This is a genomic window from Clostridium nigeriense, assembly GCF_050585245.1.
Lineage (GTDB): Bacteria > Bacillota > Clostridia > Clostridiales > Clostridiaceae > Clostridium > Clostridium nigeriense_A.
Genome location: NZ_JBNOOF010000006.1, coordinates 77,676 through 91,711 on the forward strand (window position 1 = coordinate 77,676; position 14,036 = coordinate 91,711).

Genomic DNA, 14,036 nt, shown 5'->3' on the forward strand with positions numbered 1-14,036 from the left:
CTCCTAAAATATAACTGTTAATGATATTGAAAAGGCTAGTACAACTAAAATAATTAAAGAAATTAGTTTTATTGCAAAAGATTTTTTAAAATAAGATCCTATTATAATTGCATTTTTTAAATCTAACATAGGTCCTAATATCAAAAATGCTGATACAGCTGGAACACCAAAATAATTTAAAAATCCCTTTGCAATAAATGCATCTGCTTCTGAACATAATGATAACAAAAAAGCTAATAACATCATTATTCCAATTGGTAAAATTACTCCATTAGAATAATTTGATAAAACTTCTTCTTTTACAAGAACAATAAATAAGCTTGATAAAAAAGATCCAAATATGTAGTATCTTAATATATTGAAAAATTCTTTATTTGAATGCTCCAAACATAATCTTAACTTTGATTTGTTGTAGAAATAATCTGTAACATCACATCCACAATCACATATATTTTCATATTGACTTTTTACCTTAACAACTTGCTTCTTTTTACTAGTAAATACTTCTATTAGAAATCCTATAATAATTGCAGATATAATACCACCAAATACTCTTATTAAAACTATATTTATATCCTTAAATGCATAATAAGTTGATGCAACTACAACAGGATTTACTATTGGTACCGAAAGCATAAACACTACAGCTACTGCAATAGGAACCCCTTTTTTTATTAAGCTTCTTCCTATAGGCACTATAGCACATTCACAAATTGGAATGAATATTCCTAAAAAAGCTGCAAATATTATTGAAATAAACCTACTTCTAGGTAAAATTTTTTTTACTAAATCCTCAGATATATACATTTGAATTATAGAGGATATTATAGATCCTATTAGTATAAAAGGTAGTGCTTCTAATATCATACTTATAAAAATATTGGCCCATTTTATCATACGATCTCCTCCTTTTTTACTAATAGAGCTTTAAATTTTTTTATTATTTTTTCTTCCTTAAAATACCTAGAACTTCTTATATCAAAATCAAAATTAGATATATCATAAAATAAAATAATAGGAGCTACAGTATTAATGTCTTTAATGTCTTTAATTAATTCCTTTTGCTTTATTTCATCTAATAATGATAAATTATTTAAAATTATTAATTTACTAGACTGAATAAATGGAATAATTATTTCGCCTAAATTTTTCAAATAAATATCTAGATTTCTACTATCTCCTACATAATAACTTCCATAAAAGCTAATTTTTTTTCTAATTTCTTTATCTTTAAATATTTCTCCAATAATGCTTAAATTAAGAGTTCCATTAAACTCAATAATTACTCTACTATATTTATTCTCGTTAATTTCTTTAAGTAATATTTTTTTTAATTTATTTATCTCTTCTAAATATATAATTTTTATATTTTGTAAGTCTCTTCTTATATCAGATATTCCCTTTTCTAAAAGAATAATTAATGTTTCTTTTTCTATAAAAAGATCAGTATTTAAATAAGAATTTATAAAAGATGTTTTTCCAGCGCCTAAGAATCCACTTACTATTTCAAGTTTGACCTTCATTTCATTCCTCAATCAAATAGATTTTGTAAATCTTTTTTATTTAAGTTAACTCCGATAAATGAAATTACACTAGATCTACTACTATCTATTTTTCTTATTTCAAATTCATCTTTTACAAAATCAAATTGTCCGAAGTTACCATCTGTAAGCTTAACTACACCTTTTGCCCTTAAAACATCTCCAAATTCCTTTGATGAAGAAATAAAATTAAACTTAGATACTAATTCTGACTTTGAAATTCTTCTATTAGGATATATAGCAAAGCTTTCAAAAACCTCTTTAGCCTTATTATCTTCAATAGTTCTTAATCTTGGATTTAATATTCTACTCTCATTAATATTAATTGATTGAAAATCTAGATTACTTAAAATATCTACTCCCTTTAATGTTCTCCAATCATCACTTATAATTATAGCTCTCCTATTAATTTTTCTGATTTTAAGAAGTATATCATCTAACTTTTCCTTATTTATGTTTTGTGTTCTACTTAAGAGTATTTTTTTTGTATTTATAATTTGATCTTCATAAAAATCTTTAAAATTAGTTATATATAGATCAAATTTTTCTGGATCAATAACAGTTATTATATTATCTATTTGAGTCTTGTCTCTTAACTTTATATCTTTAAAAATTCTAACTATATCAGTTAATTTTGCAACACCAGAAGGTTCAACTATAAGCCTAGTTGGATTATATTTTTCTATTACTTCTAAAACTGCTTCTTTAAAATCGCCTGTTACTTCACAACATATACATCCTGAATTTATTTCTTTAATCTTTATATTAGAATCTTTAAGAATTAAAGCATCTATACTAACTTCTCCAAATTCATTTTCTATAATGGCTATATTTTCTTCATATGCTCCATCTTTAATAAGTTTTTTAATAAGAAATGTTTTCCCTGCTCCTAAAAAACCAGAAAAAATATCTATCTTTATTTTCATTTATAACACCTCTAATAAATACTATTATGTTCTACACATTTTATGAAAAAAAAAATAGCTTTATTACCAAAATAATACAATAAAATATTTTTATATTTAAATATAGAATTTTACATATCCTGTAAAATCCTATATAATAATATAAAACAAATTATAGAGGTGTAAAATGAATAGAACTGAATTAAAATCTAAAGCAAAAGACCAATTAAAAGGTCGTTGGGGATTAGCAATAATTACTATACTTGTATCCAATTTAATTATTAACACAGCTAATATCGTAAGACCTCTAGACTTCGTAATAACAATTTCAGAAAATTTATATCTTACATTAAATTTAATTTCATTGATTTTTGGTGGCGTTATATCTGTTGGCTTAAGTAAATTCCTTTTAAATTTTACAACTAATAGAGAAGAACCTCAATTTACAGATTTATTTTCACAATTTAAAATATTTTTTAAAGCACTTGGATTGCATATCCTAATTGGAATTGCTATATTATTTACAACATTACTTCTTATTGTTCCAGGAATTATAGTAGCTTTAATGTATTCACAAGCCTTTTATATTTTAGCTGAAGATCCTAGCAAGGGAATAATAGAATGTTTACAAGAAAGTTCAAATCTTATGTATGGCTACAAATGGGAGTTTTTTGTGTTAGAACTTTCATTTATTGGATGGTGGCTATTAGCAGGATTATCATTAGGTATAGGTAGCTTATGGGTTAATCCTTATCAAAAAGTTACAGAAACAAATTTTTATTTAAAATTAAAATACAATATATAAAATAATTTTTAATTAACTTAAAAGAGTCTGTAATAAACATTTGCTTATTACAGACTCTTTTATTTAATTGTTATTTACCCCATTGGTTATTAGTAGCTGTTTTTTCAGCACCATGGTTATATCCAGTATCTGAATTATGTTTCTTTTCCTTATTTTTCTTTTCACATCCACACTTGCCCATTTTATACACCTCCTTAACTTACACTATTATTATTTGTTTTTAAAGAGGTTTTAATGTTATAAAAAATGTTCAATATATGGATTATTAATTAATGAAATCTTTTAATTTCCAAACTAATTTCTAGAATAATATAAAGCTTATAACTTATATAATAAAATAAAAATTAATTCTTATCTTATTCCTTATTTTTTCTTTTGTTATATAAAATAAGGCTGTCATTTTGACAACCTCATTTTTAAATCTTAGTACGTAGAATCTGATTTAGTTCCTTCACAAATTGCTATTGAAGCTGAAGCACCTATTCTAGTTGCTCCGTTTTCTATCATAGTCATTGCATCTTCTAAACTTCTAACTCCACCTGAAGCCTTTACTCCAAGATCTGGTCCAACAGTTTCTCTCATTAATTTTATATCACTTGCAGTTGCTCCACCAGTACTAAATCCAGTTGATGTTTTAACAAAATCTGCACCTGCTTCCTTTGATAATTTACAAGCTGTTATCTTTTCTTCATCTGTTAAAAGACAAGTTTCTATTATAACCTTTGTTAAAGCTTTTCCCTTAGCAGCATTAACAACGGATTCTATATCATTTTTAACATATTCTAAATTTCCTTCTCTAAGCTTTCCAACGTTTATAACCATATCAACTTCAGTTGCACCTTTTTTGATAACATCTTCTGTTTCAAAGACTTTTACTTCAGTTGTTGTTGCTCCTAAAGGAAATCCTATTACAGTACAAACCTTTACATCGCTATCCTTTAACATACTTGCAGCTTTTTCAACCATGGCAGGATTAACACAAACTGATGCAAAATTATACTCTAATGCTTCCTTACATAGCTTTTCAATTTCTTTCTCAGTAGCCTCTGGCTTTAAACTAGTATGATCAATCATTCTAGCCAAATCTTTCTTATTCATAAAAGATCTCCTCCTATAATGTATATTTGTATTTTAAACATTCTCATTATATAGTAAAATCACTAATAATTAAAGTAATTTTAAAATAAAGTTAACTGTTCTACTATATTTTTTTTAAAAGAAGATACAGTCACGCCAATTAATCTAATATTTTCATTAATTTCTTCACTATCTAGTATTTCCTGACAAGTTCTATATATATCATTAAAATTATTTGTATAAAAATTTAATGTTCTACTTCTTGTATGACTTTGAAAATTTTCTGTTTTATATTTGACTGTTATAGTCTTTCCCTCAATGCTTTGTCTTATTAATTGATTACTTATTTCTTCTGAAAAATCCTTTAAGTATTCCATTAACTCTTCTTTGTCTTTTGTATCAATCTTTAGAGTTCTTTCTCTTCCGTAAGACTTTCTATCTCTTTCTACTTCAACTTCTCTATTATCTATTCCTCTAATTCTATCATATATTTCTAATCCATACTTTCCTAGATATTCTATATAAAAGTCTTTTGGCATTTCATATAAGTCTTTTACTGTAAATATACCTATATTATTTAACCTTTCAACTGATTTTTTTCCTAATCCATATATTTTAGAAATTGGAAATGGTAAAAGAATTTCAGGTATCATATCTTTAGTTATTACTTTTATACCATTTGGCTTATTCCAATCAGATGCTAATTTAGCTAAAAATTTATTATAAGAAATTCCAATTGAAATAGTTAGTCCAATTTCTCTAAGCACTCTAGTTTTTATATATTTAGCTGCTTCTATTCCATTATTAAATCTACTATTTGTAATATCTAAATAAGCTTCATCTATTGAAAGAGGTTCTATTATGGGTGTTACATCTCTTAGTATATTAAAAACTTTCCTAGATACTTCCTTATACCTAAACATCCTGGTTCTTTGATATATTCCATGAGGACATAATTTTCTTGCAATAAAAATTGGCATTGCAGAATGAATTCCATATTTTCTAGCTTCATAAGAACACGTCGATACAACACCTCTTTCACTTACTCCACCTACTATTACCGGCTTTCCTCTAAGTTCTTTATTATCAAGCTGTTCTACTGATGCAAAAAACGCATCCATATCCACATGTAAAATTAACCTTTCCATCTTAACTCCTTTAAGCTAAGGCCTCTGCAAACATTCCTTTATTTTTTGACTTTATAAAGCAATATACACCTTGTGCTAATAATTCATCTATATAGTTTCTATTTTCATTAATTGTTGTAAATGATATTATTGTTATTGCTATAATTGTTCTAAAACCTTTATCCATATAATATTCATATTCACTTTCTTCTTCACATAAAGTTTCTATTACACCCTCAATTAAATCTATACTCTTTCTAACATCTCTATTAGACAACATACCTAGTAATGGTAAAAATTGCGATGCTAGTTTTATATCTCTTTTTTCTAGTTGTAAAATAAATTCTATAGTTTTATACATATGGCCAGATGATCCATTTAACATTATAGCATTAGTTAAGCCTTGAATACCATTCTTAGATTTTATATTTAAATTTGTCATATTATTATAAATAGTTTCTATAAATTCATCTATAGTATTTATTTCTATATCATTTAATGCCCATAATGCACAAACTAAATAATCATCTTCTCCTGTTATATTATAATATTTTTCTTTTAATAAAATAAATACTTCCTTCATCTTATTAGCAATTTTATATTTATCTTTATTCTTGCCATATTTAGCAATTACAAATGATGTTAAAACTAGATAATCGCACTCATAAAATCCTTCATGCCTTAATATTTCTTCTACTTGGTATATATCACTAATTAATTCTTTTTCATTTTCATTTTCTATAGCTATTAAAAGAGATAGTATATACAATATATCTCCCCTAAAAGGAGATACCCTAGAGGATGTTTCCTTTATATATTTTCTAATTTCTTTCACCTTTTCAAAAGGTATTTCTTTTTCATAATGTGCAAAAACTAAAGAAGCAAAATGATTAATTAAATCCCCATCATTCCTTAAATCCATTTTTGCATTTCTATAGTTCTCAATTGTCAGATTTATTCTGTCTTTGAGAAGTTTTTCCATATTCACATTCCCTCACTTTACTTACGCATATTAAATTCCCCTATTTCATTATACTATAAAATTTGTGTCAGTTTGATAACAAAATAATAACAATTCCTAAAATTAAAGTAGCCAAGGTAAGAAAAACTTATCTTGGCTCTTAAACTTTATCCTTAGTTTATTTAATTATTAACAACAGAACAATAATGCAAGCGCTGCCAATCCAAAAAATCCACCACAGCCACATCCACCGCCAAAGCCACATCCGTCGCCAAAACCGCATCCGCCGCCAAAACCACATCCACAGTTATTTTGTTGTGCAAAAACACTTCCATTTTTATCAAAAATAATAATTAACTTTACAGTGTTATCACAATCTGTTATAAATATTTGAGGAAATTCACATAAAAATTGTGATATAGCTGGACTAAAAGATCTTACTATTATTGCAAACTCTTGTGGAGCAAATGTTTCTGGAATAAAACTATCCATCATATTACAGCTATCGTTAAACTCTTCTATTCCAAATTTAAAACTATCCATGTCAAAATCATCGCAACATGACTCACGCTTTTCTTTGCAACAAGAATTTTTTCTTATTACTTTAATTGGACTAGAAATAGCAATTAAATTATTACATGGTAAAGCTGGGGCTTCTAAAACACCATCACACCCAGTAACTATAATGTTAATTTTTATTCCATCACCGCATATACACTTTGGTAAATTTCTTCTAATTCTTCTTCCTATACACCCATCAGCGCAAATGATTAAATTAAATTCTTTGCAGCAAGACATATTCTCTACCTTTTTTAAACATATTTTCATTAGTATCTTCTCCTTTTATCTAAAAGTATGGATAATATATAATATGTTTAAATAATCTATTGTTCCCCTAAAATAAATTTTATTATTCTTGTATAAAAATATATAGAATTGTTAATAATAAAAAAGGATACAGTAATCAGTGTCCTCTTAATATTATGAAAAAGAATTATGGTAGTATTTTTATTGTAATACTACCATAATTTTATTCTTTTAACACTAACTTATATAGTTTTAAGCTTAATTCTTCATTTTTTATTGTTCTATATCACATTATATACTTCTTATATAAAATCCATTATTATATATTTCTTTGTCATATTTTATTTCTATATCATTACATAATTTCTCATCTTTTTTTGAAATTACAAAGCTAACTCCATCTACAATAACTTCAAAATCATCTTCAGTTACATAGTCTGCATAAAGATCATATGCTGGCTTTCCACACCCAACTGCAACTACCTTCACTCTAATATTGTTATATTTACTTTCCTCTACTTTCTCTAATAAAGCTACTTTCGTTGATTCATTAAATATTATATTCATCTTTGTCATCCCTTCTTATAAATGCTAATTAATATTATTAAAATTATATCACTCCTATATTATCTTTCATATATTGTAATAATAAATATTTTATAAGGAGATAATATTATAAAGTGAAAGCTTCATATTAAAATTTTCAACGAAATTTACAATAACGAAATTGAAAAATAATAAATTTAACTTTTTATTTTATTAATACTCTAATTATGTTATAATGACCTTGATATTATAATTGTTTATTATAGAATAATTCATAGATATAAAGGAGTTTTAATTATGGGTTTCAAAGATAAAATGAGTAAATACTTCACAGATGCATATATGGAAAAGTACGGAGATAGAATGACTAGTACAGCTGGTACTGTTTTATCTATAAAAATTGAAGAAAAAAATATATTAGGAATTATAAGAAAATTAACTGCTCATATTTTAATTAAACCAGATATGGGTAAAGGTGTAGTTAAAACTCAATATAAGGTTAGAAAATGGTTTAAAAAGCCTACTTTTATTGATGTTAAGCAAGGTCATAAAGTTATTATAATGGGAATTGAAGGCGAAAAAGGTAAGGCTGATTCTGAAATAATTACTATTTCTAATATAGCTAACCTAACTACTAAAAAAGACTTACAACCATTTGACCATAGCCAGCTTAAAAAAGCAAGACAACAAGCAACAAGAATGAGAGCTAGATAATAAAATAATATTTCTCTCTACTGAAAATAGTAATATGTAATTTGTATAGGAATTTAGTTTAACTAAATTCCTATTTTACTTTTTAAGAAATTATAAAAATGTTACACTGCGAATAACATTTTATAATTTCTTTCCTTCAGCTATTAAGTTCTCATATTAATTTTGCCATGATTTGGAGCGAATGCGCCGTAATAAGTAAAATTATATAGAAGTACTTTTTTATTATAGTTCTAAATTAAAATAACTGCCTCCAAGATTTAGAGACAGTTGTTTTATTAGTTAAATACTACAAGCTCTGTTTCTTCAATAGCCTTATTAACTAACTCTTCAATATTTAAAACTTCTTCTGATTTTCTTATTAAATCCACTCTTGGTTTAGTTTTAGGATGTTTTGGTACAAATATTGTACAACAATCTTCATATGGTAATATTGATGTTTCATAAGTTCCAATTTCTCTTGCAATATCCATAATATCAGTTTTATCCATTGCTATTAAAGGTCTAAATACAGGTCTATCTGCACAATCATTACTTACCATTAATCCTTCCATAGTTTGACTTGCTACTTGGCCTATACTTTCTCCTGTAGCTACTGATTGTATTCCATACTTTTCAGCTAATGAGCAAGCCACTCTCATCATAAACCTTCTCATTATTATAGTTAACTCATCTTCTCTACAACCATTTATTATAGCCATTTGAATTTCTGTAAAAGGTACTATATGTAAGTTAACTCTTTCAGTATAATTAGATAATATTTTTGCTAAGTCCTTAACCTTATCCTTTGCTCTTTCAGAAGTATATGGATGACTATGATAATATACACAGTGTAACTCAACACCTCTTTTAGCCATTAAATATCCTGCAACTGGTGAATCAATACCACCTGATAACATAAGCATTGTACTACCATTAATTCCATATGGAAGTCCACCAACACCTTTTATTTTATCTTTTGTAGTATATATATATGCATTTTCTCTAATCTCAATATTTACTAAGCACTCTGGATTTTTAACTTTAACTTCTAATCCATTCATATTATAAACTACGAAAGCCCCAACTTCTTTAGATGTTTCTAAAGAATTCTTTGGAAATGCCTTATTAGCTCTATTAGTTTCAATTTTAAAATTCTTTGGATTAGCTTCTCTAACCTTATTTAAAGCTTCTTCCTTAATAGCTTGCATATCTCTTGGTACTTCAGTAACTATACAAACCTCAGCTACACCAAAAACCTTTCTTACTCTTTCAGTAGCTTCTTCAATATCATCAGCTTTAATAAAATATCTTCCTTGATCTGAAATTAAAGTATATTCTATTCCTTTTAATTTTTTCTTAATATTGTCTCTTAATTTTTTTTCGAACTTATTTCTATTTAAGCCCTTTAAAAAAATTTCTGATGCATATTTTACTAGTATTAATTTATTCATCTTCTAACTCTCCTTAAAAATGTTAATGAACTTTTTAAAACTTCTATAACTTTATCTACTTCTTCTTTTGTATTAAATTTTGAAAATGAAAATCTTATAGCACTTTCAATTTCTTTATTACTTAATCCTAAAGCTTTAATTACATAACTTCCTTGAGCTGCACTGGTCTTTGAAGTACATGCAGACCCTGTTGCTACATATATATTATTTTCTTCTAATAAATGAAGTAAAACCTCTGCTCTAACACCTACAAAAGAGACGTTTAATATATATGGTGTAAAATCATCTCTTAAAGGACTATTAATTCTTATATTATCAATCTCACTTAATCTATTTATCATATATTCTTTAATAGATTTTACATATTCAAAACTAGAATTAATATTTTCCATAGTTATTTCAGCAGCCTTATGTAATCCTATAATTCCAGGTACATTATGAGTACCACCTCTTATTCCACCTTCTTGACTACCACCATTTATTAAAGGGTTTAATACTATACCCTTCTTAATAAAAGTAAAGCCAACACCCTTAGGTCCATGAATTTTATGCCCTGCTGCTGTTAACATGTCTATATTCATTTTTTTAACATCTATATTTAACTTTCCATAAGATTGTACTGCATCAACATGAAATCTTGCCCTAGAACTTTTATTTTTTATAAGCTTACCTATTTTCTCTAAATTTTGAATTACTCCCATTTCATTATTTACATGAATTATTGTAATTAATACAGTATCTTTAGTAATGGCCTTTTCTAACTCATCTAAGGATATTCTACCATCCTTGTCTAAATCTAAATATGTTACCTTAACACCATTTTTTTCAAGTTCCTTATAAGTCATTAAAACTGAATGATGCTCAAAATTAGTAGTAATTATATGATGTCCAGGTTTTACTAACCCCTTGACTATTAAATTATTTCCTTCACTACCACCTGATGTAAAATATATTTCATCCTTTGATGCATTTATACTTTTACCTATAAATTCCCTTGCTTCATTTATTTTCTTTTCGGCTTTTATTCCTATCTTATGAAGAGATGATGGATTACCGTAATATTCCTCCATAGCCTTCACTGTATCTTCTATAACTTCTTTATATGGTTTTGTTGTTGCACTATTGTCAAAATAAATTTCCAAAGTTTATCCCTCCCTTTAGTATTTTACAATAGATTTAAAATTAATATATCAAATTTCTAAAAATAAATAAAGATATTTCTATCTAAACTTCATCTACATTAAAAAAAGGCTATATTAAAATAGCCTTTTTTTACGCGTGATATCAAAACTTTCTAAAGAAAGTTTATTCCATTGCTACAAATTCAACTTTTTCAACATCCTTTAATTTTGACAATCCTTCCATTAAGGTAGTTAAGTCTCCATTAATAGATGAAATATTAATAGTTAAACTTACATTAGCTTTTTTATTCATTGGTATACCTTGGTTTATAGTTATAATACTTCCACCTTCCTCAGAAATAAAATTTAATATTCCTGAAAGTACACCCTTATTATCATTTATCATCATATTTATTGTTACCTTTTGCCCTTGATCTGTTTCCACAAGTTCAAAAACTGTATCTTTATATTTATAATAAACACTTCTACTAATATTAACAGTTTTTGCTGCTTCGGTAACATCTTTAACCTTACCTTCTTTAAGTAATCTTTTTGCATCAACTACTTTTTCATAAACATCTGGTAAAGCTCTTTTATCAACAATTAAAAAATTACCCTTCATTAGTACCACCTTAATATACCATAGCCCCCAAATTATCTATACAAAACTCCTTTACATCCCAAGATATATCTTCATCATTAAAAAAAGCTTTAATATTGTCAACTATATCCTCATCATTACTTTTAATAATAGCCATAATAGTTGGCCCTGCCCCACTTAAAAAGCAACTTAAGGCTCCTAGAGATATACACTTATTATAAACTAAATCATAGTTTTTTATTAAATGACTTCTATACTTTTCATGCATAGCATCCTTGCAACTGTATTTTAATAGTTCATATTTTCCATTTGCAAAGGCTGATATCATTAATGATACCCTACTTATATTATATATTGCATCTTTAAACCCTACATCAGTAGGTAATACCTTTCTTGCTAAGGATGTAGATAGTTCAAAATCTGGAATTAAAGCCACAAAGCTAATTCCTTCTTTTACATCTATTTTATTATAAAATACATTTTTATTTTCTACAACAGATACAATCATTCCTCCGAAAAAAGCTGGAGCTATATTATCAGGATGCCCTTCAATCTCTACTCCAATTCTGAAAAGTTCCTCAATACTTAACGGATTTCCCATAATTTTATTTGCACCTAAAAGTCCTGCAACTATACAAGTAGAGCTTGAACCTAACCCTCTGGATATAGGAATGTCTTCTTTAATTAAAGCTATTTTTAATCCCATAGGCTTATAATTACACTTGTCAAAACAGGTTTTCATAGCCTTATATACTATATTATCTTCATTTGAATATTCTTCTTTAAAGCCATAAAAATTAATTTCATCATTTTCTTCCGAAAATTCAAATTCATTATATAAATTAAAAGCTATACCTAAGGTATCAAAGCCAGGTCCCATATTCGCTGAAGTTGCTGGTACCTTAACCTTTATCATTTCTATCTCCTAAAAATTTCAGAAGAGCATTTTTCAAATCACTTGCTTCTGATATAAAACTATGAATAATTTCTTTATTATTTAATCCTTTTAAATTATTTGGAACTTCAACTTTTGAAAGACTATATAATTTATCAATAACTTCAAAATCATCAATATGACTTACTTCAATTTTCAAAGCATTTGCAATGCTTCTTGGAAATTTATATGGACTCGCTGTTGAAGCAATTAAGTATGGTGTTGTATCTTCAGTATCTCTTATGTACTTATTTAGAACTACATAAGCTACCGCAGTATGAGTATCAACTAAATAGCCCTCTTTATTATATAAATAATTTATTGCATTATAAACTTCTTCACTTTTGGCATAATTTCCATAAAAGTCTTTTAATCCTTCTTTAATTTTTTTATTAACAGTATATACTCCATTATCACTTAACTCTTTCATTAATCTAACTATTTCATTAGTATCCCTACCACTAGCTTCAAATAATAATCTTTCTAAGTTAGATGAAACTAGTATATCCATAGAAGGCGATTCTGTTAATATAAGATCTCTTCTCTTATCGTATACCCCTTTATGAAAAAAGTCAGAAAGAACATTATTTTCATTAGATGCACATATAAACTTTGCAAGAGGAAGCCCCATTTCCTTTGCATAATATGCAGCTAGTATATTTCCAAAGTTTCCAGTAGGAACTACTACATTTATTTTATCCCCCATTTTTATTTGTTGCTTATTGACTAATTTAAGATAACCATAAAAATAATAAATTATTTGTGGTACTAATCTTCCAATATTAATTGAATTAGCTGAAGAAAGCCTATAATTCATTTTAAGAAGTTCTTCTTTAAATGAATTATCCCCCAATATTTCTTTAACTCCTCTTTGAGCATCATCGAAATTGCCCTTAATTCCGACTACTCGTACATTTCTTCCCTCTTGAGTTACCATTTGCATTTCTTGAATTGGACTTACTCCATCCTTAGGATAATATACCATTACCCTAAATCCTTCTACATCTTTAAATCCTTCTAAAGCAGCTTTTCCTGTATCACCTGATGTAGCTGCTAAGATAACTATTTCCTCATTAACATTAAGTTTTTTCTTTGCTAAGCTCATAATTTGAGGAAGAAATAATAAAGCTGCATCTTTAAATGCCGAAGTTGGCCCATGATACAATTCTAAAAAGTCATTTTTTTCTACTACCTTAAACCGATCTTCATATGCTTTACTTATTGCAATTTTTATTTCCTCATGAGAGAAGTCTGTAAAAAACTCTTTTATGACTTCAAAGGCAACCTCCTCATAAGTCATATTTACTTTTCCCTTAAATTTTTCAAATAAGTTAGGAAAACTTAAAGGAACATATAGCCCACCGTCTTTAGATATTCCATTTATAATTGCTTGTGAGGATGATATATTTTCTTCTCCTCTAGTACTAATAAACCTCATAAAATCACCCCAAATCTTGGTTTATTATC

General features: G+C 26.8%; 15 protein-coding genes. 2 read left to right on the forward strand and 13 right to left on the reverse strand.

Annotated elements, in window-relative coordinates; genetic code table 11:
- Positions 1-3: 3 nt before the first annotated feature.
- Genes ACQPUY_RS10825 through ACQPUY_RS10835 form a run of 3 tightly spaced genes read right to left on the reverse strand, consistent with a single transcriptional unit; the run spans position 4 to position 2,467 of the window.
- Positions 4-897, reverse strand: coding sequence for a permease (locus ACQPUY_RS10825; protein ID WP_430841238.1), 894 nt, complete (start codon positions 895-897; stop codon positions 4-6).
- A complete protein-coding gene (locus tag ACQPUY_RS10830) occupies positions 894-1,523 on the reverse strand; it encodes a GTP-binding protein (protein WP_430841239.1) in 630 nt (209 codons plus the stop codon). The genes ACQPUY_RS10825 and ACQPUY_RS10830 overlap by 4 nt, the downstream gene beginning before the upstream one ends.
- An 8-nt stretch (positions 1,524-1,531) precedes the next feature.
- Complete coding sequence (locus ACQPUY_RS10835) at positions 1,532-2,467, reverse strand: CobW family GTP-binding protein (protein WP_430841240.1); 936 nt, start codon at positions 2,465-2,467, stop codon at positions 1,532-1,534.
- A 166-nt stretch (positions 2,468-2,633) separates the two neighbouring features.
- Here ACQPUY_RS10835 and ACQPUY_RS10840 point away from each other — a divergent pair, with 166 nt between their 5' ends.
- Entirely contained in the window at positions 2,634-3,251 is a 618-nt protein-coding gene (locus ACQPUY_RS10840; protein WP_430841241.1) for a DUF975 family protein, read from the forward strand.
- Between the two features lie 423 nt (positions 3,252-3,674).
- Here the strand turns inward: ACQPUY_RS10840 and deoC are convergent, their stop codons facing one another.
- From deoC to ACQPUY_RS10865, 5 genes are all read right to left on the reverse strand, one after another.
- The gene (gene deoC, locus ACQPUY_RS10845; protein ID WP_430841242.1) at positions 3,675-4,349 is read right to left on the reverse strand and encodes a deoxyribose-phosphate aldolase; all 675 of its coding nucleotides are present in this window, start codon (positions 4,347-4,349) and stop codon (positions 3,675-3,677) included.
- A gap of 80 nt (positions 4,350-4,429) precedes the next feature.
- Positions 4,430-5,476: a DNA polymerase IV gene (locus tag ACQPUY_RS10850; RefSeq protein ID WP_430841243.1), complete on the reverse strand. Its 1,047-nt coding sequence runs from the start codon at positions 5,474-5,476 to the stop codon at positions 4,430-4,432.
- A 10-nt stretch (positions 5,477-5,486) separates the two neighbouring features.
- On the reverse strand, positions 5,487-6,437 hold the full coding sequence (locus ACQPUY_RS10855; RefSeq protein WP_430841244.1) for a DUF4003 family protein: 951 nt from the start codon (positions 6,435-6,437) through the stop codon (positions 5,487-5,489).
- A gap of 168 nt (positions 6,438-6,605) precedes the next feature.
- Positions 6,606-7,244, reverse strand: coding sequence for a hypothetical protein (locus ACQPUY_RS10860; protein WP_430841245.1), 639 nt, complete (start codon positions 7,242-7,244; stop codon positions 6,606-6,608).
- Positions 7,245-7,514: 270 nt separating this feature from the next.
- The gene (locus ACQPUY_RS10865; RefSeq protein WP_430841246.1) at positions 7,515-7,790 is read right to left on the reverse strand and encodes a hypothetical protein; all 276 of its coding nucleotides are present in this window, start codon (positions 7,788-7,790) and stop codon (positions 7,515-7,517) included.
- Positions 7,791-8,066: 276 nt separating this feature from the next.
- Between ACQPUY_RS10865 and ACQPUY_RS10870 the strand changes: the two genes are divergently transcribed.
- Positions 8,067-8,483, forward strand: a complete 417-nt coding sequence (locus ACQPUY_RS10870) for a hypothetical protein (protein ID WP_430841247.1) — start codon at positions 8,067-8,069, stop codon at positions 8,481-8,483.
- Between the two features lie 275 nt (positions 8,484-8,758).
- Here the strand turns inward: ACQPUY_RS10870 and thiI are convergent, their stop codons facing one another.
- The 5 genes from thiI to thrC all read right to left on the reverse strand — a co-directional run bounded on the left by thiI (position 8,759) and on the right by thrC (position 14,007).
- Positions 8,759-9,913, reverse strand: coding sequence for a tRNA uracil 4-sulfurtransferase ThiI (gene thiI, locus ACQPUY_RS10875; protein WP_430841248.1), 1,155 nt, complete (start codon positions 9,911-9,913; stop codon positions 8,759-8,761).
- Complete coding sequence (locus ACQPUY_RS10880) at positions 9,910-11,055, reverse strand: cysteine desulfurase family protein (RefSeq protein ID WP_430841249.1); 1,146 nt, start codon at positions 11,053-11,055, stop codon at positions 9,910-9,912. The genes thiI and ACQPUY_RS10880 overlap by 4 nt, the downstream gene beginning before the upstream one ends.
- 163 nt (positions 11,056-11,218) lie before the next feature.
- The gene (locus tag ACQPUY_RS10885) at positions 11,219-11,656 is read right to left on the reverse strand and encodes an ACT domain-containing protein (protein ID WP_430841250.1); all 438 of its coding nucleotides are present in this window, start codon (positions 11,654-11,656) and stop codon (positions 11,219-11,221) included.
- A gap of 10 nt (positions 11,657-11,666) precedes the next feature.
- Complete coding sequence (gene thrB / locus ACQPUY_RS10890) at positions 11,667-12,551, reverse strand: homoserine kinase (RefSeq protein ID WP_430841251.1); 885 nt, start codon at positions 12,549-12,551, stop codon at positions 11,667-11,669.
- Entirely contained in the window at positions 12,538-14,007 is a 1,470-nt protein-coding gene (gene thrC, locus ACQPUY_RS10895) for a threonine synthase (protein ID WP_430841252.1), read from the reverse strand. Before thrC ends, thrB begins: the two co-directional genes overlap by 14 nt.
- Between the last annotated feature and the right edge of the window lie 29 nt (positions 14,008-14,036).

What these genes read in the sequence shown, in the direction of transcription:
- ACQPUY_RS10840 (WP_430841241.1), top strand. Translation starts at nt 2,634, where the DNA reads ATGAATAGAACTGAATTAAAATCTAAAGCAAAAGACCAATTAAAAGGT.
- ACQPUY_RS10865 (WP_430841246.1), bottom strand. Translation starts at nt 7,790, where the DNA reads ATGAATATAATATTTAATGAATCAACGAAAGTAGCTTTATTAGAGAAA.
- ACQPUY_RS10850 (WP_430841243.1), bottom strand. Translation starts at nt 5,476, where the DNA reads ATGGAAAGGTTAATTTTACATGTGGATATGGATGCGTTTTTTGCATCA.
- ACQPUY_RS10825 (WP_430841238.1), bottom strand. Translation starts at nt 897, where the DNA reads ATGATAAAATGGGCCAATATTTTTATAAGTATGATATTAGAAGCACTA.
- thrB (WP_430841251.1), bottom strand. Translation starts at nt 12,551, where the DNA reads ATGATAAAGGTTAAGGTACCAGCAACTTCAGCGAATATGGGACCTGGC.
- ACQPUY_RS10855 (WP_430841244.1), bottom strand. Translation starts at nt 6,437, where the DNA reads ATGGAAAAACTTCTCAAAGACAGAATAAATCTGACAATTGAGAACTAT.
- thiI (WP_430841248.1), bottom strand. Translation starts at nt 9,913, where the DNA reads ATGAATAAATTAATACTAGTAAAATATGCATCAGAAATTTTTTTAAAG.
- ACQPUY_RS10830 (WP_430841239.1), bottom strand. Translation starts at nt 1,523, where the DNA reads ATGAAGGTCAAACTTGAAATAGTAAGTGGATTCTTAGGCGCTGGAAAA.
- ACQPUY_RS10870 (WP_430841247.1), top strand. Translation starts at nt 8,067, where the DNA reads ATGGGTTTCAAAGATAAAATGAGTAAATACTTCACAGATGCATATATG.
- ACQPUY_RS10860 (WP_430841245.1), bottom strand. Translation starts at nt 7,244, where the DNA reads ATGAAAATATGTTTAAAAAAGGTAGAGAATATGTCTTGCTGCAAAGAA.
- thrC (WP_430841252.1), bottom strand. Translation starts at nt 14,007, where the DNA reads ATGAGGTTTATTAGTACTAGAGGAGAAGAAAATATATCATCCTCACAA.
- ACQPUY_RS10835 (WP_430841240.1), bottom strand. Translation starts at nt 2,467, where the DNA reads ATGAAAATAAAGATAGATATTTTTTCTGGTTTTTTAGGAGCAGGGAAA.
- ACQPUY_RS10885 (WP_430841250.1), bottom strand. Translation starts at nt 11,656, where the DNA reads ATGAAGGGTAATTTTTTAATTGTTGATAAAAGAGCTTTACCAGATGTT.
- deoC (WP_430841242.1), bottom strand. Translation starts at nt 4,349, where the DNA reads ATGAATAAGAAAGATTTGGCTAGAATGATTGATCATACTAGTTTAAAG.